The 19,240-nt window shown below is 51.4% G+C and carries 13 protein-coding genes; 8 read left to right on the forward strand and 5 right to left on the reverse strand.

All coding sequences use genetic code 11. The features are described from left to right. The first annotated feature begins 178 nt into the window (after nt 1-178). Nucleotides 179-1,210 carry a dihydroorotase gene (gene pyrC / locus ABY802_RS06835; protein ID WP_372626283.1) on the forward strand — a complete coding sequence of 344 codons (1,032 nt, stop codon included), beginning with the start codon at nt 179-181 and terminating at the stop codon, nt 1,208-1,210. 204 nt (nt 1,211-1,414) lie between these two features. Here pyrC and ABY802_RS06840 read toward each other — a convergent pair whose 3' ends face one another. Then, nucleotides 1,415-2,920, reverse strand: coding sequence for a YifB family Mg chelatase-like AAA ATPase (locus tag ABY802_RS06840; RefSeq protein WP_372626284.1), 1,506 nt, complete (start codon nt 2,918-2,920; stop codon nt 1,415-1,417). A 184-nt stretch (nt 2,921-3,104) separates the two neighbouring features. On the opposite strand from ABY802_RS06840, the gene ABY802_RS06845 reads away from it, so the two are divergent. From ABY802_RS06845 to ABY802_RS06865, 5 genes are all read left to right on the forward strand, one after another. Next, a complete protein-coding gene (locus tag ABY802_RS06845) occupies nt 3,105-5,417 on the forward strand; it encodes an RND family transporter (RefSeq protein WP_372626286.1) in 2,313 nt (770 codons plus the stop codon). Beyond that, entirely contained in the window at nt 5,404-6,213 is an 810-nt protein-coding gene (locus tag ABY802_RS06850; protein ID WP_372626288.1) for an outer membrane lipoprotein-sorting protein, read from the forward strand. Before ABY802_RS06845 ends, ABY802_RS06850 begins: the two co-directional genes overlap by 14 nt. A 30-nt stretch (nt 6,214-6,243) precedes the next feature. Next, the gene (locus ABY802_RS06855) at nt 6,244-7,938 is read left to right on the forward strand and encodes a FimV/HubP family polar landmark protein (RefSeq protein WP_372626289.1); all 1,695 of its coding nucleotides are present in this window, start codon (nt 6,244-6,246) and stop codon (nt 7,936-7,938) included. A gap of 141 nt (nt 7,939-8,079) precedes the next feature. Next, nucleotides 8,080-11,295 (forward strand): SNF2-related protein, encoded by a 3,216-nt coding sequence (locus ABY802_RS06860; RefSeq protein ID WP_372626290.1) that lies wholly within the window; start codon nt 8,080-8,082, stop codon nt 11,293-11,295. Between the two features lie 190 nt (nt 11,296-11,485). Beyond that, nucleotides 11,486-13,210 (forward strand): hypothetical protein, encoded by a 1,725-nt coding sequence (locus ABY802_RS06865; RefSeq protein ID WP_372626291.1) that lies wholly within the window; start codon nt 11,486-11,488, stop codon nt 13,208-13,210. A gap of 114 nt (nt 13,211-13,324) precedes the next feature. On the opposite strand, the gene ABY802_RS06870 is transcribed toward ABY802_RS06865, so the two are convergent. Both ABY802_RS06870 and ABY802_RS06875 read right to left on the reverse strand, forming a co-directional pair. Next, nucleotides 13,325-13,738: a cytochrome c gene (locus tag ABY802_RS06870; protein WP_372626292.1), complete on the reverse strand. Its 414-nt coding sequence runs from the start codon at nt 13,736-13,738 to the stop codon at nt 13,325-13,327. 74 nt (nt 13,739-13,812) lie between these two features. Further along, nucleotides 13,813-15,222: an alpha-amylase family protein gene (locus tag ABY802_RS06875; protein ID WP_372626294.1), complete on the reverse strand. Its 1,410-nt coding sequence runs from the start codon at nt 15,220-15,222 to the stop codon at nt 13,813-13,815. A gap of 294 nt (nt 15,223-15,516) precedes the next feature. Here ABY802_RS06875 and ABY802_RS06880 point away from each other — a divergent pair, with 294 nt between their 5' ends. Together ABY802_RS06880 and ABY802_RS06885 are read left to right on the forward strand one after the other, a co-directional pair. Continuing rightward, complete coding sequence (locus ABY802_RS06880; RefSeq protein ID WP_372626295.1) at nt 15,517-16,257, forward strand: endonuclease; 741 nt, start codon at nt 15,517-15,519, stop codon at nt 16,255-16,257. Nucleotides 16,258-16,386: 129 nt separating this feature from the next. Next, nucleotides 16,387-16,887, forward strand: coding sequence for a DUF962 domain-containing protein (locus ABY802_RS06885; protein ID WP_372626296.1), 501 nt, complete (start codon nt 16,387-16,389; stop codon nt 16,885-16,887). 87 nt (nt 16,888-16,974) lie between these two features. Here the strand turns inward: ABY802_RS06885 and ABY802_RS06890 are convergent, their stop codons facing one another. Next, the gene (locus ABY802_RS06890) at nt 16,975-17,367 is read right to left on the reverse strand and encodes a hypothetical protein (protein ID WP_372626297.1); all 393 of its coding nucleotides are present in this window, start codon (nt 17,365-17,367) and stop codon (nt 16,975-16,977) included. Continuing rightward, on the reverse strand, nt 17,367-19,001 hold the full coding sequence (locus ABY802_RS06895) for a S41 family peptidase (RefSeq protein ID WP_372626298.1): 1,635 nt from the start codon (nt 18,999-19,001) through the stop codon (nt 17,367-17,369). Before ABY802_RS06895 ends, ABY802_RS06890 begins: the two co-directional genes overlap by 1 nt. Nucleotides 19,002-19,240: the final 239 nt, after the last annotated feature.

Genomic DNA, 19,240 nt, shown 5'->3' on the forward strand with positions numbered 1-19,240 from the left:
CATACTCGCTCCTGTTAGTTGTGCTCAGTGTAGCAAACAGCGCATCGCGATTAAAACAACCCTGCACAATTTAAGCTAACACCCCGGCACTATTTCCAACCGGGGTTGATTTCGCCGCTGCTGATTCCTTGCTATTATAGCAACCATTATTTTTTACCTGACCTGCCCGGAGCTGCTGATGAGCCACTTAACTATTCAAACCCCTGACGACTGGCATTTGCATTTTCGTGATGGCGATATGCTGCTGGAAACGGTACCCGCCACGGCCCGTCAGTTTGCCCGCGCTATTGTTATGCCGAACTTAGTGCCGCCGGTCACCACTGCCGAGATGGCTGTGGCGTACCGTGAGCGTATTCTGGCCGCCCGGCCCGCTGGCAGCGAGTTTCAGCCGTTACTTACCTTGTTCCTAACCGACAAAACCAGTCGCCAACAGATTATCGACGCTAAAGCGGCCGGCGTTGTCGCAGCGAAGTTATATCCTGCTGGCGCCACCACCAATTCCAGCGCCGCAGTTAGCGCCCTGGACTCACTGTATCCGGTATTTGAAGCAATGGCAGAACACGGCATGTTGCTGTTGGTACATGGCGAGGTCACTGACCACGATATTGATATTTTTGATCGGGAAAAAGTCTTCATCGACCGCTACCTGCAACATATAGTAGCCCGACTGCCGCAGCTAAAAGTGGTGTTTGAACATATTACCACCGCCGATGCGGCCAGTTTTGTCAGCGAAGCGGGTAACAACGTTGCCGCCACCATTACCCCGCAACATTTGCTGCTTAATCGCAATGATTTGCTGGTCGGCGGGGTGCGTCCGCACAATTATTGTTTACCGGTATTAAAGCGCCGCACTCATCAGGAAGCACTGCGCGCAGCCGTGGCAAGTGGCTCTGCTAAATTTTTCCTCGGTACGGATTCAGCGCCACATGAGAAGCATCGCAAAGAGTCAGCCTGTGGCTGTGCCGGTTGTTACAGTGCACATAGCGCAATAGAGCTGTACGCCCAGGTGTTTGATGAGCTGGGTTGCCTGGACAAACTGGAAGGTTTTGCCAGCCACTATGGTGCGGATTTTTATGGCCTGCCTCGCAATAAAGGTACGGTAACCCTGACAAAACAGCAATGGCAGGTACCGGCTGAAATTACCCTGCCTAATGGCCTGCCGATAGTGCCGTTTTATGCCGGCCAGACGTTAAACTGGAAGCTGGTATAGCGCTTAGTTTTGCTGAGTCGCACAAACCGATGTACTCACGTCAACACGCCGTGAACCCATCCATGGGGGCTCGATTATAAACTTCATCCATGAAGTTTACCCTTCGGGCCAGCAAAGCTGTTCAAATGCGTTCCAGACACATTTGTCGCGCCGTCCAGGGCTTCAACGGTTGCCTTAGAGTACAACGATTCCTGCTCAAACAGATTAGGTCTTTAAATAACTCAGCAGTCGCTCCAGTGCGCGGTAGCTGAGTGCTTCCATCAAGTGGGCGCGACTGATGTTCGGTTGCTGCTGTAAGTCGGCAATGGTGCGCGCCACTTTAATAATTTTATGGTAAGTGCGGGCCGATAATTTAAAGCGGTGAATGGTGTCTTCCAGAAAACGGGCATCGTCCTGCTTTAACGGACAGAAATCAGCAATTTCGCTGCCGCTAAGCCTTGCATTGGCTTTACCCTGGCGCGCCAGCTGAATATCCCTGGCGGCAACCACCCGCTGTTTTACGCTGGCACTACTCTCCTCAGTGCTGTGTTGCTGGCTAAGCATGCCTTTGGGCAACAACGGCACTTCAATTTGCAGTTCTATCCGGTCAATAAAAGGCCCTGACAACCGGTTTAAATAACGCATAACCTGCTCTGGTGTGGCGCGGCCATCTTCATGGTGACCGGTCGGGCTGGGATTAAGCGCCGCCACTAACTGAAACTGCGCCGGAAACTCGGCCTGGCGGGCGGCCCTGGAAATATGAACAATGCCGGTTTCTAAAGGCTCGCGCAGCACATCCAGTACTTTACGTGGAAATTCGGGCAGTTCGTCTAAAAATAAAATGCCATGATGGGCCAGTGATATTTCACCCGGTCGCGGTACTGAACCGCCACCCACCAGCGCCACTGCTGAGCTGGTGTGGTGAGGGCTGCGAAACGGTCGCTGTTGCCAGTCGGTCAGGTTACGCTGCAAGCCGGCAATTGAATAAATAGCGGCGGTGGCCAGCGCTTCCTGCTCCGTCAATGCCGGTAAAATGCCCGGCAGACGCTGTGCCAGCATCGACTTACCAGTACCGGCCGGGCCCAGCATTAACATATTGTGCTCACCGGCAGCGGCAATCTCCAGTACCCGTTTGGCATGGCCCTGGCCGCGCACATCGGCTAAATCGGCCATGTGTTGTACTGGGCGTTCCGGTAATGGCGGAATAGCCGGTAGCGCCTGCTGAGCCAGCAAAAAACTGTGCACCTGCAATAAATGCTCGGCGCCATGAATTTTGGCTTTCGGTACCTGCTGTGCCTGCTGGGCATTTAACATCGGCATCAGCGCAGCCCTGCCAGCATCGCGACAGGCCACCGCCACCGGGATCTCGCCCAGAATTGGCCGGATTTCGCCAGATAACGCCAGCTCGCCATAAAACTCGTACTCGCCGGTACTACGCTCATTCAGCTGACCACTGGCGACAATAATACCAAGGGCAATCGGCAGGTCAAAGCGGCCGCCTTCTTTAGGTAAGTCGGCCGGAGCTAAATTAACGGTGATTTTTCGATCGGGAAAGGCAAAACCGCTATTAACCATGGCGCTACGCACCCGGTCGCGTGATTCTTTTACCGAAGTTTCAGGCAGGCCCACCAGCTGAAATGCCGGCAAGCCATTGCTAATGTGCACCTCAACGGTAACCAGGGGGGCATCCAGGCCGTGACGGGCCCGGCTGTAAACAACAGCCAGTGACATCCAGTCTCCGATATTTTACTTAAATAATGCATTATGTTTAGCATATTGTTAATTTAATGCAAGCTGCATGGTGGCTGTGCGGCAAAAACGACATGAATACAGTTGCTTATTCCCCACTTTGCCAATAGCCTGCTAAGCTCAAAGGCTAGCTAGAAGCGATTTACTTTAACAAAGGTAGCAACAGATGATTCAACGCTTTCTGCAGCATATTCTGGCGTATCCGCGCGGTGTCACCGCGTTATGCTTGCTGGTAATTGTTGGCAGTGGCTGGGGTATCGGCAATTTATATTTTCGCGGCGACTACCGGATCTTTTTCAGCAACGATAACCCGCAACTGCTGGCATTTGAGCAAATGCAGCAGCAGTTTAATAAAAGCGATAATATCCTGATCGCTATCGCGCCGGCCGATAAACAGGTGTTCAGTGCAGAAACCCTGGATCTGGTGCGGCAGTTAACAGAAGCTGCCTGGCAAACACCCTATTCTATCCGGGTAGATTCATTAAGTAATTATCAACACACCGAAGCCATTGCTGATGATTTATGGGTCGCGGATCTGGTTGGCGAAACACTTGAGCTTAATACTGCTGAGCTGAATAAGATCGCTGTCGTGGCACTAAACGAGCCGGTGCTCAGGCAGCGCCTGGTATCGGCCGATGGCAGGGTGACGGCAATTAATATTACCTTGCAGTTGCCAGAGCAAAACCTGCAGCAGGAAGTCAAAGAAGTATGGCAGGCAATATCGGCCATGCTGGAGACATTCAAGGCCTCGCATCCGGATACTGCGTTTCATGTAAGTGGTGTGGTGGCCATGAACTATGCGTTCGCCTATGAAGCCGAGAATGACGTAAAAACCCTGATACCGGTCATGTTTGCGGCTATTTTGCTGATGCTGGCCTGGTTGTTGCGCTCGCTACTGGCCTCGCTGGCTACGCTGGTAATTATTGTGGTTACGGTGGTCAGTACCCTGGGGTTAGCCGGTTGGGCCGGGCTGTTTTTAAGTACGGCAACGGTGAATGTGCCAACAATTTTAATGACACTGGCGGTCGCCGATTCGGTGCATCTGATTGCCGCTATGCAATATGCCCTGCGCCGCGGTGACAGCCGGGTGCAGGCAATACAGTACAGTTTAAAGCGCAACAGTATGCCGGTATTTATTACCAGCGCCACCACCGCAATTGGCTTTTTAACCCTGAATTTTTCTGAAGTCCCTATCCTGCGTGACTTAGGCAATATGACCGCAGTAGGGGTGATGCTTGCATGCCTGTTCAGCCTGGTGCTGTTGCCGGCATTGCTGTTATTTATGCCCATCAGTGCCGGGCAGGCTAAACACAGCGCTGGCGGAAATAGTGATAAAACCATGTTATGGCTGGCCAACAAGGTGATCCGCTGGCAGCAACCGCTATTCTGGGGCATGACGCTGCTGATCCTCGGTTGCAGCAGTTTAATCAGTCGCAATATCATTAACGATGAGGCGGTTAAGTACTTTGCCGCTGATACCGAGTTTCGTCAGGCCAACGATTTTCTGGAGCAAAATCTGACCGGTGCTACCACGGTTGATTTTGTTATCGGCGGCAATGAAGCCGGTGCGGTGAATGAACCGGAATTTTTAGCGGCGGTAGCCGATTTTGCCAGCTGGCTGCAACGCCAGCCAGAGGTGCAGCATGTCAACAGTATTACTGACACAATGCGGCGACTGAATAAAAACATGAATCAGGACGACCCGGACTTTTACCGGTTGCCAGCTAACCGGCAGCAAAGCGCGCAGTACTTACTGATGTATGAAATGTCGCTGCCTTTTGGCCTGGACTTAAATAACCAGTTAAACCTGGATAAAAGCGCGACCCGGGTTGCCGTAAGTTTGCATAATTTAGGCAGTAAGCAGCTTACTGCTTTTGAAACACGAGCGCTGGCGTATCTGGCTGAAAACGCCGGTGCCTATTCAGCCACTGCTGCCAGTACCGCGCTGATGTTTGCCCATATTGGCGAGAAAAATATGGCATCGATGCTGCAAACCCTGCCATTAGCGCTGCTATTAATCTCACTGCTGCTGGTATTTAGTTTACGATCATGGCGCTTGGGGTTAATCAGCCTTATTCCTAATATTACTCCGGCATTGGTTGCGTTTGGTTTATGGGGTGTAATAAGTGGGGAAATAAATCTAGCACTATCGGTAGTTGCCGGCATGAGTCTGGGTATTATTGTCGATGATACCGTACACTTTCTGAGTAAATACCGGGCTGCCAGGCTGGAAGGGCAGGCAACCGAGCAAGCCATACGCTATGCTTTTACCACGGTTGGCCGGGCGCTGTGGATCACCACCGTGGTACTAATAACCGGTTTTGGGGTATTAATGCTATCCGGCTTCAGGCTTAATTCTGACATGGGCATGTTAACCGCACTGGTGATCCTGGTCGCGCTGATTATCGATTTTCTGTTTCTGCCCGCCTGTTTATTAAAATTTGATGCCAAGGAGTACAAAACTGATGCGACAACTTAACCTTGTTTGGTCATGCGCGGCGTTTCTGACTTCAGCCTTGCTGCTGGCTGTGCCGGTAACCGCTGTTCCGGCCCAAGGCTCGACAGAGAAAGGCCTGCAAATTGCCACCGAGCAGAAAAAACGGGATACCGGTTGGGGTGACAGTGAAAGTAAAGTACTGATGATATTGCGCGACGCCGGTGGTGGTGAAAGTATCCGGCGCATGCGCACCCTGGCGCTGGAAGTGATCGATGATGGCGATAAATCGCTAATCATATTTGATGAGCCGCGGGATGTGCGGGGCTCGGCATTTTTAAGTCATTCCCACCCCACGGCCGAAGACGACCAGTGGCTGTTTTTACCGGCAATAAAGCGTACCCGGCGTATTGCCAGTCGCAATAAGTCCGGGCCTTTTATGGCCAGCGAATTTGCCTATGAAGATATGGCATCGTTCGAACTGGAAAAATATCAGTTTCGTTATTTGCGCGATGAAGAAGTTAACGGCGTCATGTGTTACGTGATTGAGCGGATCCCTGCGGATACTTTCTCAGGCTACAGCAAAACCATCGCCTGGGTTGATCAGCAACATTACCGGGTGCAGAAAATTGAGTTTTACGATAAAAAACAGAGCTTACTGAAAACCTTAATTGCCACTGATTATAAATTATTCAAGGATAAATACTGGCGGCCCATGCTGCTGCGGATGCAAAACCATCAAACCGGCAAAAGTACCGATCTGGTAATAGAAGAACTGAAATTTGATGTGGGTCGCAGTACCGCTGACTTTGACGTTAATGTACTGGATCGGCTGCGCTAGCCTGGCCAGCCGGGAAAATACCGAGGTATTATGATGAACTTCGCTGCACAGTGGCACCGAAACCGGCTAGCCGGTTCACTGTTGCTGATAATATCGCTGACGATAAGCTTGCCTGGCCATGCATTACAAGGCCGCGAGCTTGGCCCGGTGGTATCGACCGATACCTTGTGGCGGCTGGCTGTGCAGGCCCGGCCAGATGATGCGGTTAGTATGCCGCAAGTGGTGTATGCGCTGTGGCGCTATAATACTGCGGCCTTTGTCGATGGCGACATTAATAAATTACGTACCGGCACAGTACTGCAAGTGCCCAGCCGCGCCGATATGCTGACCACTGAGGTTGCTGCAGCCCGGGCCTGGTATTATCAGGCGATCAGAGGGCAGCGCATGTCTGCTCTTGCCCCGGCCGCGCCAGCCAACCAACAGGCGGCAGCAAATAAGCCCGCGCCAGCCTCAGCAATTCCAACGCCGGTGCCGCAGCCACAAGCCAGCAGCGAGCCAGCTGTTGCACCAACAGCGCCAGCGGCCGTTGCCATCAAAGCAGATACCTCACAACCAGCGGTCACAACCACAGCAGTGCAGCCAGAGCACGCACCAGCGCGCTTTAGTTTACGCCAACAGCATCAGTTAAGCGCAGCGCTGCGTTATTTCGACCAAACCGGCGCTGTGGGCCAGGCGCGGGAGCATACGCTGCTTAGTTTGTTGTCAGATTGGTCATGGCAGAATGACGATGGTAGCCAGCATTTTCAGCTTACGCCGTTTTTACGCTGGCACCAGCGCGACAGCGCCAGCAATTTACTGGATTTGCGCCAGGCCTACTGGCGCTATGCGGCCAGTAACTGGGAGTTTAAGGCCGGTAACGATATCGTGTTCTGGGGGGTAAGCGAATCACAGCGCCTGGTCGATGTCATCAACCAGGTCGATATGGTAGGCGGCGTGGATATGGAAGCCCGCTTGGGCCAGCCAATGCTGAGTTTCAAAGGCTGGAATAGCGCTGGCACCCTGGAATTATATTTACTGCCGTATTTCAGAGAACGTTTATTTGCCGATCCCGCTGGCCGGCTGACCACGCCCTGGCCGGTTGAGCATGATATCGCTATGTATGAATCAAGTGAGCAGCGCAACAACCTAGATTTTGCCCTGCGCTGGTCACAACGTTTCAGTGCACTGGAGTTGGGACTCAGTTATTTTGCCGGCAATAGCCGCGAGCCGCTGCTGATCCCGCAGCAGGCAGCACAACAACTGCAGCCCTATTACTTTCAGATGCAGCAATTTGGAGTCGACGCCCAATACGTGGCAGGTGACTGGTTATGGAAACTTGAGAGTATTTACCGGCGCAGCGGCCCGCAGGAGTTTGTGGCCACCACCGTGGGCTATGAGTATACCCGGGTTGGGGTATTTAACCGTAGCTGGGATTTAGGTTGGCTGGCAGAGTATCAATATGACAGCCGCGGCTTACAGGCGCCAGTTACCGGACAGAATGACATTTTTGTTGGCTGGCGGTTGGCACTGAATGATGTGGCCGGCAGCGAGCTATTATTTGGCGTATTGCAGGATTTGGATCGCAGCGATAGCCGCAGTGCCAGGCTTGAAGCCTCGATGCGGTTGACTAACAGCCTGCGACTGCGCCTGAATGGCTGGCTGTTTCAAAGTGATGATGTCAGTGATGTACTTTATAACCTGCGCCGTGATGATTATATTGAGTTAAGCCTCGACTATTATTTTTAATACCCCATTTTGTTGAAAAACGACCAGTAACTGACGAAGACGCTTTGGTCTGCCGGCAAAGTAAGCTAGCATGGAGGTTTTCGTTGGTGTCAGGCTTGACCGTTGCCGCCAGAAGTCACTTCAGTATGAGTTAACGATATTTTGAATAACCCCACCGAACAGCATGCTTTTCCCCTGGACGAAGACCGTTTGCTGCAATGGTTTGACAGTGCCACCCTGCATCGGGCCCGCGCGTATTTACAAGCCGGCAAAGTGCTGAAGCTGGAATACAGCGATGATTTAAGCCAGATCAGTGCTCAGGTATGGGGGGCGGGCTTCTCGCCATACCGGCAAAATATTGTGCTGGCACAAACGGACAGTGGCTGGGCATTGCGCGACAGCTGCAGTTGCCCGGTGGGCCATCGCTGCAAACATATACTGGCGGTGTTACTGCGCTTAAAACGCGACTATTCTCAGCAGCAATTGCGAATAAAACAGCTGCCGCAGCTCAAACTGGATAACTGGTTTACCGAACTGGAACAGCTGCAGCAACCGGTGCGGGATGACAATGGCGACACCGTGCTGTATTTACTAAGCTACGGCCAGGCTGGCTTGCAACTTTATCCGCGCCGGGTAAGGCCGATGAAAAAGGGCGGCTACACTAAAGGCCAGACCATTGGCAAATACGATTTAGTCAGTCCGCAGCCGCCTTCCTGGTTGAATGAAAGCGATTATCAGTTGCTAACCCTGTTTCGCAGCCACAACCTGGCCGAACAGTCGGTGCTGGAAGATAACTGGGGCTATCAGTTGCTGCAGCAGTTACTGGCGACTGAACGTTGCATGTTCAGCGAAGCACGCTATCCACTGAGCTGGGGTGAACAACGTCCACTTGAATTGAGCTGGCACAATAGCAAGGCTGGCCAGCAATTAGGCTGGCAAATTGGCGATGATCACAACAGCGTGCTGGTATTCACCGATCCGCCCTGTTATCTGGATACCGATACCTATCAGCTAGGGTTACTGGTGACGCCGTTAAGTGGCCGCGAATTAAAGCTGCTATCGAAAATGCCGCCGGCACCAGCGGCATTATTGCAAAGCCGGCTGGGCCGGTTGCAGCAATTATTACCCAAAATAAGCCTGCCAATGCCAGCAGGTTTAGGTGTTGAGCAAATTAACGTTAAACCGACCCCGGTACTGCAGTTAAAAATGTTGCCACGCCACAGCAAAGGGCGGCAGGAGCCGGTGGCCATACTTAGCTTTGATTATGACCAGCAGCGGCTGCCGCTGGATTTGCAAGCATCACAAACCGAGGTGCAGCAAGGCTCGCGCACCTATTTTGTGAAACGACACCGGCCCAGTGAAACCGCGGCGCTGGAAGTGCTGCTGGAGCTGGAGCTGCTAAGCTTGCCCGCTTTACCGGCCCCGCACGAACAGCAAGCGGCGTTTGGGGTGGGCGATGGCCCCGACAACCCTGAGTTGTGGCAACCTTTGCTGCAGCAACTCGATAGCTTGCGCGATGACGGCTGGCAGGTAGAGCAGGCCAGTGACTTTAACCTGGATATTCTGGCCGCAACGCCTTATTTGCAGGTGCAGGACGGTAAGAAAAACGGGTTTGAGCTGGGTATTCAGGTTGATATTGAAGGCCAGCAGGTACCCTTATTACCGTTAATCAGTCAGTGGCTGCGCCAGAATGGCCTGCCGGGCGCAGAGCAGCAAATCTGGCTTAGTTTGCCCCAGGGTAAACTGGCCCTGCCCATGACCTTAATTCAGCCATTAATCGATACGATTGTCGAGTTGCTGAATATGCATAAGGCGCCGTTGACGCTGGAGTTGCCGGACTTTAAAGCCGCCATTTTACCGCCACCTGGTGCGGCCGAAATTCAATACCTTAATGCTAACCGCCTCGCCAGCCTTAACCAGCAGCTGCATAATTTTAGCGGTATTACCGATGTTGCCTTGCCTGATAATCTGCAGGCAACCCTACGGGCATACCAGCAACAGGGTTTAAACTGGCTGACGTTTTTAAAACAATATGGCTTAGGCGGTGTGCTGGCCGATGATATGGGGCTGGGCAAAACCCTGCAAACGCTGAGTTTTATCTTAAACCAGTATCAGCAGGGTGAGCTTAACCAACCGGCATTAATTGTTTGCCCTACCAGCTTGCTGGGTAACTGGCAGCAGGAAGCACGTCGTTTTACCCCTGATTTAAAAGTGCTGCAGGTGTATGGCCCGAAACGCCGCCCCTTATTTGAGCAGCTGGCCGATTATCAGCTTATTGTCACCAGCTATCCGCTGCTGGTGCGCGATATAGCGCTGTACCGTCAGCATCGGTTTAGTGTGGTGGTGCTGGATGAAGCACAGCATATTAAAAATGCTGGCAGCCAGGCAGCGCAAAGCGTGCGGGTGCTGCATCGTGACTTCAGTCTGGCATTAACAGGTACCCCGCTGGAAAACCATCTGGGTGAGTTAAAGTCGTTGTTTGATTTTGTGCTGCCAGGTTTGCTGGGTACCGAGCAACATTTCAGCCAGGTGTACCGCAAGCCGATAGAGAAACACGGCGACGCCGAACGGGCCCGGGTATTGCGCCAGAAAATAGCGCCATTTATGCTGCGCCGCACTAAGGGCCAGGTAGCGACGGAACTGCCGGAAAAAACCGAAATAGTGCAGTTGCTGGAACTGGAAGCTGATCAGCGCAACCTGTACGAAAGTATCCGCTTAATTATGGAAACCAAAGTGCGTGAGTTATTTGTGCGCAAAGGGGTGGCGGCCAGCCAGATTGAGTTTTTAGATGCCTTATTAAAATTGCGCCAGGTGTGTTGCGATGCCCGCTTAGTGCCGATAGAGCAGGCGCAAACGGTGCGGCATAACGCCAAATTGCAATGGCTGCGTGACACGCTGCCGGAGATGCTGGAAGAGGGACGGCGCATATTATTGTTCAGTCAGTTTGCCAGCATGCTACATTTAATTGAGCAGGAACTGCAGTACATGGGCATTAGCTATAGCAAGCTAACCGGCCAGACTAAACAACGCCAGACCCAGATTGATGCCTTTCAGCAGGGCGAAACCGAAGTGTTTTTAATCAGCTTAAAGGCGGGCGGTACCGGCTTAAACCTGACAGCAGCCGATACGGTTATTCACTATGATCCCTGGTGGAACCCGGCGGCAGAGCAACAGGCAACTGATCGGGCGCATCGGATTGGTCAGGATAAGGCGGTGTTCGTTTATAAACTGATAGCCCGCAACACTGTTGAAGAAAAAGTTCAGCAGTTACAAAGCTTTAAACAGGGTCTTGCCGACCAGTTATTAGGTGGCAGTAAAGGCCAGTTATGGCAGGGTGAGGCAGCAGACTTACTGGCATTGTTCTCCAGTGACGAATAAGCCTGCCAGTTAATAGCTGAAGCCAGCGCCGCTTCGTTGTTATTAAGCTGTTAAGAATGTAATATTGATGCGTTTTTCTCGGGCCAGGTGCCAGCCATTGCCCCAGCTGCTTTGTAAAAGCGCGGTGGCTGCAAAACAATGCTGGTAAGTAAAAAAATCAGGATTTAACAACAATATCAAGGAGTCAGTAATGCGTAAATTACTCGTGATGGCGGCGATTATTGCCGGCGCGGTTTATGGTTATATCAAACTCACCGGAACAGGCAGCGCCGCAGTGCAACACGCTGAGCTGGAATATGTGCCGGCAGATACCGCTTTTTTATCTGCGCAATTAGAGCCAGTAGATTTTGTGGCTTACCTAAATGCGTTTGGCTTAAGTCCGGATTATTACAGTGAAGCCAGTCTGCAACAGCTGGCAGAACTTACTGCGAATTCTGATGAACCACAACTTCGGTTTCTTTTTAGTTTAGCGCATGAGTATATGCGGGCATTGGCGCAACCAGAGCAGTTAGAGGTGCTCACCGGGATTAAACCGCAGGTACGCTCGCTAAGCTACCTGGTGGGGTTGGCGCCGGTGATGCGGATTGAACTTGGAAATGAAGCGGCATTCTGGCAATTATTTGACCGCGCTGAAGAGGCCAGTGGTATCAGCCATCAGGCCATACCCGGTGCTGACGGTGGCTACCGCTCTTACAACTTTACTGTGGGAGAGTTCAGTGCAGAACTGCTGGTGTCGGTAACCGAGGGCTGGGGTAATATGGCGGTTGTGCTGCCTATTCAGGGTGAACAGACCCGCCAACAGGTGTTAATGGCGGCCAAGCCTGAGCGTAACATTACCAGCGATAACCAACTAGCCAATATGGTGTCTCAGTATAAGTTAAATCCGAATGCCATTGGTTTTATCAGTTTTCAGCAAATTGTGACCGGCCTGACCACCACTGATGGCAATAGCCTGGCAAACGATGTGCAGTTAATGGCCAACCCGCAATTTAATGCGATGATGGAGCCATGGCGCAGTGCCGAATGTCAGCAGGATCTTACCGCGATAACCAGCAGCTGGCCGGGTATTTATCTGGATAGCAAGATTGACACTAAAGCCGGCCAGAGCACCCATGTTCGCAGTAAAATGCTGGTGCCTACCAGCAATACCGAAACCGTGACCACCCTTAGTGGCATTCGTGGTTTTGTTCCCGGTCATGTGGCACAGGGCATGAATGGTGCACTATTTAGCATGGCGCTGGGTTTAGATATGGCCGATTTTGCCCCGGCGATGACAAAAATATGGCGTGGTTTAACCCAGCCGGCTTATCAGTGCCCGCAACTGGCAGAGCTGCAGCAGCAAATGCAGCAGGCAAACCCGATGGCCATGTTAGCCGCCGGTGCCATGGTAAATGCGGTGCGGGGAGCGTCGGTAACCATTAACGACTTAGCGTTGGACCCTAACACCATGCAAGTATCCGCAGTGGATGCCATGCTGAGTGTTACCGTGAAAAATGCCCGCAGCTACCTGGAAGGTTTAAAAGGCATGGTGCCGGGTATGGCTGAAATTAACCTGCCAGCGGATGGTGAAGAGTTGGCATTAAACAGTGTATTGCCGATGCTGGACGCATTTGGCGTGACGCCAATGCTGCAGGTTAACGATTCGCATCTGGTGGTGTATGCCGGTGATAAAGGCACCTCTCAGGCAAAAGCGACTTTAGGCCAGGCTATTGAGAAGAACGGCATGCTAAGCATGGGTATGGATTACGCCCGGTTTTTCAGCATTATGACCCAGACAATGCAGGCCAGTGGCCAGCCGGTACCGGATGAATTGCAGGCACTGACCGACATGGATATGCAAATTCAGGTTAATATGGATATTGATGATCAGGGCGTTGTGATGAATAGCGAAATGACCATAGGCCGCGCTAAGTAACCTTTTAAAGCACGCTTTGCAATACCAGAAATACCGAAAGGGCAGCCAGTAGCTGCCCTTTTTTATGGCCAGTGCCTGGCTAATGCTAAGCAGGCTAATGCTCAGCGATAATTGTCAGTCAGTTTGTTCGCTCGCTACCATCGGTGCCTGTAACGAGAAGTAATACGTCAGCGCGTCAATATCCGTGTTGCTCAGGCCTCGTGCCTGCGGGGTCATCAGTGCATGCTTGCGCTCGCCATTTCGGTAGGCCGTTAATGCTGCGCTTAATTCGCTGGCAGAGCGGCCAGCCAGGCTGGGATAAGCAGGGTGGCTTGAGATGCCATTGCGGCCATGGCAGGCCGCACAGCTGTATGCTTTTAGCTGGCCTTGCTCAAAGAGCAGTCGTTGTGGTTCGGTCAGGCTGGCGATAAGTTGCTGTTGCCTGACATCAGGGCCAGGGTCAGTGCAGGCAGTGAGGCTGCTAATACTAAGGGCAAGAACAGCAGAAATTACTGTAAACCGGCTAGCGGCGGCAAAGGCTTTCTTCATCGACAGCTCCTGAAATCAATTTATTCAGCCTGCCACAGTGGATGAAAAAAGCCCAGCAATTCCATTGTTAAAAATTAATCGGCATACCACATTCTGGCCTGACGGGCCGGAATACTAAAGCTGTGGTTACTGCCACCAATGCTGAACGTGGCACCACCGCTTAGCGCATCGCGGTAGGTCCGGTACCAGTAAAAACGGCCATTGGTATTCACGTTAAAGGTGACCTGGCTACCACATTTGTTAATGCCAACTACCCCTTCCTGAGCACGGCGAAATAATATGGCGCAATTGCTCGATGCCAGTACTTCCATGCTCTGTCCCTGCATCCGGTTATGAAAGTTAATCATCCGCTGCATGTAACTGGCGTTATAAGCATTAACCCAACGGTTATTGTCGGTGCCGGTACTGTCACTGAACACCAGCGGCTTACCGCCATCACGCCCCATCACATAGGCATACGCCAGATACTCGTCGGTTGGGTCCATAATCAGGTAGCGAAACCCATCATTAGTTGGAATATCGTGGGTAATGGTAAAAGTGACTGCCCGGCTATTCGCCAGCGCCTGGCCATAAGCGCCCGGGTCGACCAGCTCATTCATACTGCCGCTGGGGTTAAACGCCCGGCGCAGGCTTTCAAATAACGGAAAATCATAGGCCTTATGGTCAGTGTTTTGAATATACGGCGCCAGATAGCTGTTGTATTCATTATTGCCGGCGCCACCGCTGGTAATAATTTCCCCAAACACATACATGCCGCTTTTAATTGTGCTGGTGAAAATTTGGTTAATATGCCAAATGGTCATATGCTTGGCAGCATCAACCCGAAAGCCTTTCACACCCATATTTTTCAGTGCTTGCAGGTAGGCGCGTTGTTGTTGTACTACCCAACTGTTGGGGTCGAGATCAGGTAAGCCAGTATCGCCACCGCCGCCACATAAACGCCAGTTCTGAACCTGCCAGACATCGTTGTAATTCTGAATACAATTGGCCGGGTTAAAATCCCAGGGACTAAATAAGCCCTGAGTTAAATTGCCAAATAAGCGTTGGTTATTCCAGTAAGTGGGGTTGCTGGCATAATTATTCAGCGCGGCCTGGCCGGGAAAGTCAGTGGCAGCATTGCGCTCATTGGCCATATGATTTAACACAATATCGGCGTACACCTCAACCCGCCGTGCCGGGTTACTGTCGTTCAGGGCATTAATCATTGCCTGAAACGACTGCTTATTACCCTTGCAGTGATCAATAACCCGGATATCCTGTGGCTGATAGCGCTGCCACCAGGCGCAGTTGCCGGCGTTTGATTTCAGTGGCGGCGCTACCAGTACCGCTTTATAGCCCAGATTTTTAATTTCCTCAGCCCGGTTGGCGACCTCGTTATAATGCCAGTCGAAGGCATGTAAAATAACGTCGGCCAGCGCCTGTGGCGTGATAAACAGCAGTATGCCAAGCAGCATACTGCGGCAACTTAATGTAAAAGCTCGCATGTTTTCGTCCTGTAATTTATTTTTTTATTCAAGACATCCGTGCATGAGCCGCCAGCAAAGCCAGCGAAGTGTTAGTGACAACTTAACCCCTTTAACACCACACCAGCATACTGAGCTGTTGCCCTGAAATATTGTCATTTCACGCCAATATGACATTCAATTTACAGTTTATAAATGATGGGAACATCGCATTCCGGTTTAGCAAGCATGGCCGACAGGAGTGGCTATTTGCAGCCACTGCGGTTAGGGGTATAGTAGCCGCCTTAGAGTTTTCACTGTAGTAAGTGGTAGTGAATGCGGTTTCTTATGTTAGTCGGCAGCAGCGTGCTGCTATTGTTATCAGCGATTGCTCAGGCAGCGCCAGCTAATTTTGATCAGGCCAAAAAACTGGCGCAGCGTATTCATGCGCCAGAAGCAACCAGCTTTTATTGCGACTGCGCTATTCGCTGGCAGGGTAATAAAGGTATTCCGGACCTCGCCGGCTGTGGTTATCAGGTCCGAAAAAATGGCCCGCGGGCTAACCGGATTGAATGGGAGCATGTGGTACCGGCCCATCACTTTGGCCATCAGCGCCAGTGCTGGCAAAATGGTGGCAGAAAAAACTGTGTTAAAACCGACAGTGCTTTTAAGGCGATGGAGGCCGATTTATACAACCTGGTACCGGCGATTGGCGAAGTAAATGGCGATCGCAGTAATTATCGTTTTGGTATGTTACCGGCTACCCCTGCGCAGCATGGTGCCTGCCCAATAAAGGTCGATTTTAAACAACGGGTATTTGAACCGCCTGCGCAGGTGCGCGGCGATATTGCCCGCACGTATTTTTACATGGCCGATAAATACAACCTGAACCTGTCTCGCGCCCAGCAGCAGCTATTTATGGCCTGGCACAAGCTGGACCCGGTAACTGCCAACGAGTTACAACTTAACCAGCGCACCCGTCAGCATATGGGTCATGACAACCCCTTTATCAGCGGTGATCGCGAGTGGCATCTGGGTTATCGCCCAACCGGCTATGGTTTGGTGGTGAGCCAGTAAACTGGCACTTTTACCCGAAATTACACTAAAATAAAAAAATGGGTCAGAGTGATTTATTAAAAACGGCAGCATCAGTCGCTAGCAAAGTCGATTTTTGCCCAATTCCTGTGTTAATCGGAGCCACTAACGATGAAAAACCTGACTGAACATTTAAGCCAGTATGCGTTGTATCATCGCGACCATCGAAATATTAAAACCCATTATGTTGGCATACCTCTGATCATCGTTGCTATTTTCAGCTTGTTATCGTTACCGATGCTTAGCGTAGCGGGTGTAATGCTTACCCCTGCATTAATATTGTTTGTGGCTACGGCCATTTTTTATTTCCGACTCGACCTGCGCTTCGGCCTGGTGATGCTGCTATTTAGCGGCAGCTGCTTCGTTTTAGCCACCTTGCTTGCCGCCCAACCCTTTGCAATCTGGCTTAGCAGCTCACTGCTTATTTTTCTGGCAGGCTGGGTTTTGCAGTTTATAGGCCACTATTATGAAGGCAAAAAGCCCGCTTTTGTCGACGATATCGTCGGGCTGTTTGTCGGGCCATTGTTTGTGGTGGCGGAAATTGGTTTTGCCCTGGGGCTGCGTAAAGCGCTGCAACACGATATCGAAAAAATAGCCGGTAAAACCCATTAAAAGGGTCAGAGTGATTTTTTAGCGGGATGTTACAGGCGTAAAAGGGCTGCCTTTTATCGGAGCCCCTTGTCGTACTTTTTTACGTATTCACTCGTTGGCCGCGGCAGATTGGCAGCGGCTAATGCTAAGTTTAACGCTGCGACCGCTGGCCGGGTGGCTTAACAGGCACTGCTGATCAGTCTGTTGTAATTCCAGTAAAATAGCCGGTTGCTGGTGACGGCCCATAATGGGCCGGCCTTGTGGGTCTCGTAATATAACCTGCTCAATAAACAGCTGGTTAGTGCTGCTAAACACCGAATCGGCCAGCTTTACCGGCTCGCCACCAATCAGTTCAATAATCGCTTGCTGTAGCTCGGCCTTTACCGCCGGGCTCATCGCGATAAGCCGGGCCGGCTGGGGTTCAGCCGGAGTCATTTTGCAGCCTATCAATAAGCAAGCACCTGCCAGCACGCTGGCGCTTGTCCGTAGCCAGTAACGCATTATTGTTTATCCTGCGCCGGCTTAATCGGCTGATTAATTTTATCTTCCAGTAAAAAGGCTTCCATCCGCGGATCATGGCGGTAAATGCTCAGACCGCTGTCATCATTTTGCCGTTGTTGCTGGCTGCTCAGGCTTTGGCTTGCAACGCCTACCGGACAGCTATCAAAGGTGGCGTAGTGCAACGCACTGGCTAACATTCGCTCGTTTGGATCACCCAGTTGTGCTGAGAAGTCGTCAGCGACCAGGCAACCTTTTACGTCTGCCGCAAAGGTGGGTGCCGGGGTCGGATAAAAGCCGTCGGCATATTCACCAAACCCTTTAGCATTAGCGCCACTAAACTGAATGGTAAAGTAGGTGGTTCCGCAGTTATCAGCGGGGTAAAAACCGTAAGGCTTACCGCAGGTTTGGTCACCAATCAGAATAACTTCAACATCAATACCACGCAGGCCGTTGATGAAGGCTTCACTGGCCGAACAGGTATCGCCGGTAGACAACACAAAAATCCGGTTCAGGTTAAGTGCAGGTAGCGGGGTGTTGGTTAAGCGGCCTGCTTCATAGTCAATTTCAAAGCCGTAAAACGGCATTGGGCTTAAGGTCTGGCCGGTTACCGGATCACGATTGGGGTATTTATCATTAAAAATGGTTCTTTCGAAAATGCGGTCCTGAATAATCGCATCGCCGGTTACCATATAGGCAAATTGCGAGGCTAATGCCAGTAAGCCGCCGCCGTTATAACGTAAGTCGAGCACCACTTCGCTTACATTAGCTGCCGCAAAGCTATTAACGGCACTAATCAGCTGCGGCTGAGCCAGGGCAATATGGCTGTTAAATTGTAAATAGCCTACGTTGCCGGTATCGGTATCCAGGATCTGGACATTTTGCACCGGGCTACTGGCAACATCAGCTGAGGTCAGAGTAACTGTCAGGGTTTCACCGCCGTTTACTAAAAACACAAATTCATGCTGCTCGCCGGCGTTCTCAGGAAACAGTGCTGCATTTATTGCATTAACGCCAGCATTGGTATTGTCGTTAACAAAATCCACACCGTTTACTTCAACCAGATCAGCGCCACGTAATATATTGGCATTGGCTGCCGGTGAATCTGGCTCGGTGTAGGCAACCAGCAAAGAGCGTGGTGGAGTGGTGCTGCCAAACGACCAGGTAATGCCATAACCTGAGCTGACACCCGACTGGGTGCGTTGTTTATAACTGGCCGTGTTTTCAGAAAAATGAAAATTGTCTTTTTCGGCGCCGGAATCGGTCAGCTCATCGGTTTTAAGTTGGTCAAAAAAGGCCTTCACCGTATTGAAATTAGCCGGATTATTATCAGGCAGCTCGCGATACCATAAATAAGTGTTGTTGCTCCAGGAACGCAGCCACATTTTTTCATGCATTGCGGTACCGGCCCGGTCTGGAAAAGGTTGGTTGTTATTGTAAGGATCGGTGCCGGTGCGCGGTAAAGCGCAGTAATTTTTAAAATTACTTTCTGCCGGGAAAACGCCAGCGGTCCAGGTAGGAGGCGTCACGCCAGAGCCACCGCCTGTGCCACCACCGCTACCGATGTTGCCAGAACCACCGCCGCCACAGGCGGTGAGTAAAAAAACAGAGGAGATCAACAAGCTGCGTTTTAACATGGGTAACCCTACCACCATTGACTAAAATGAAGGCCCACGTTGCTTGTTACGTTGTTAACAAATTAGTGGGGCAAATGTAAGTAATTGACATCGGAAAGTTAGCAAAGTTGCGATAAATCGGCAATCGATAATTGCGTGCGGCATTAACTCTTTTAGCATTCGCAATCAGCACTCGCTTATTTAACGGTATTTTTGTTGAAAACGGGTGCGGAGTTACGGCGTAACGTTTAGATTAAACA

Origin of the sequence: Arsukibacterium sp., from assembly GCF_041616895.1 — a bacterium.
Taxonomy (GTDB): Bacteria; Pseudomonadota; Gammaproteobacteria; order Enterobacterales; family Alteromonadaceae; genus Alishewanella.

Excerpts from the sequence above, each read along its gene's own strand:
- ABY802_RS06850 (WP_372626288.1), top strand. The coding sequence starts at position 5,404 with ATGCGACAACTTAACCTTGTTTGGTCATGCGCGGCGTTTCTGACTTCA.
- ABY802_RS06890 (WP_372626297.1), bottom strand. The coding sequence starts at position 17,367 with ATGCGTTACTGGCTACGGACAAGCGCCAGCGTGCTGGCAGGTGCTTGC.
- ABY802_RS06875 (WP_372626294.1), bottom strand. The coding sequence starts at position 15,222 with ATGCGAGCTTTTACATTAAGTTGCCGCAGTATGCTGCTTGGCATACTG.
- ABY802_RS06865 (WP_372626291.1), top strand. The coding sequence starts at position 11,486 with ATGCGTAAATTACTCGTGATGGCGGCGATTATTGCCGGCGCGGTTTAT.
- ABY802_RS06885 (WP_372626296.1), top strand. The coding sequence starts at position 16,387 with ATGAAAAACCTGACTGAACATTTAAGCCAGTATGCGTTGTATCATCGC.
- pyrC (WP_372626283.1), top strand. The coding sequence starts at position 179 with ATGAGCCACTTAACTATTCAAACCCCTGACGACTGGCATTTGCATTTT.
- ABY802_RS06845 (WP_372626286.1), top strand. The coding sequence starts at position 3,105 with ATGATTCAACGCTTTCTGCAGCATATTCTGGCGTATCCGCGCGGTGTC.
- ABY802_RS06840 (WP_372626284.1), bottom strand. The coding sequence starts at position 2,920 with ATGTCACTGGCTGTTGTTTACAGCCGGGCCCGTCACGGCCTGGATGCC.
- ABY802_RS06880 (WP_372626295.1), top strand. The coding sequence starts at position 15,517 with ATGCGGTTTCTTATGTTAGTCGGCAGCAGCGTGCTGCTATTGTTATCA.
- ABY802_RS06895 (WP_372626298.1), bottom strand. The coding sequence starts at position 19,001 with ATGTTAAAACGCAGCTTGTTGATCTCCTCTGTTTTTTTACTCACCGCC.
- ABY802_RS06855 (WP_372626289.1), top strand. The coding sequence starts at position 6,244 with ATGATGAACTTCGCTGCACAGTGGCACCGAAACCGGCTAGCCGGTTCA.
- ABY802_RS06870 (WP_372626292.1), bottom strand. The coding sequence starts at position 13,738 with ATGAAGAAAGCCTTTGCCGCCGCTAGCCGGTTTACAGTAATTTCTGCT.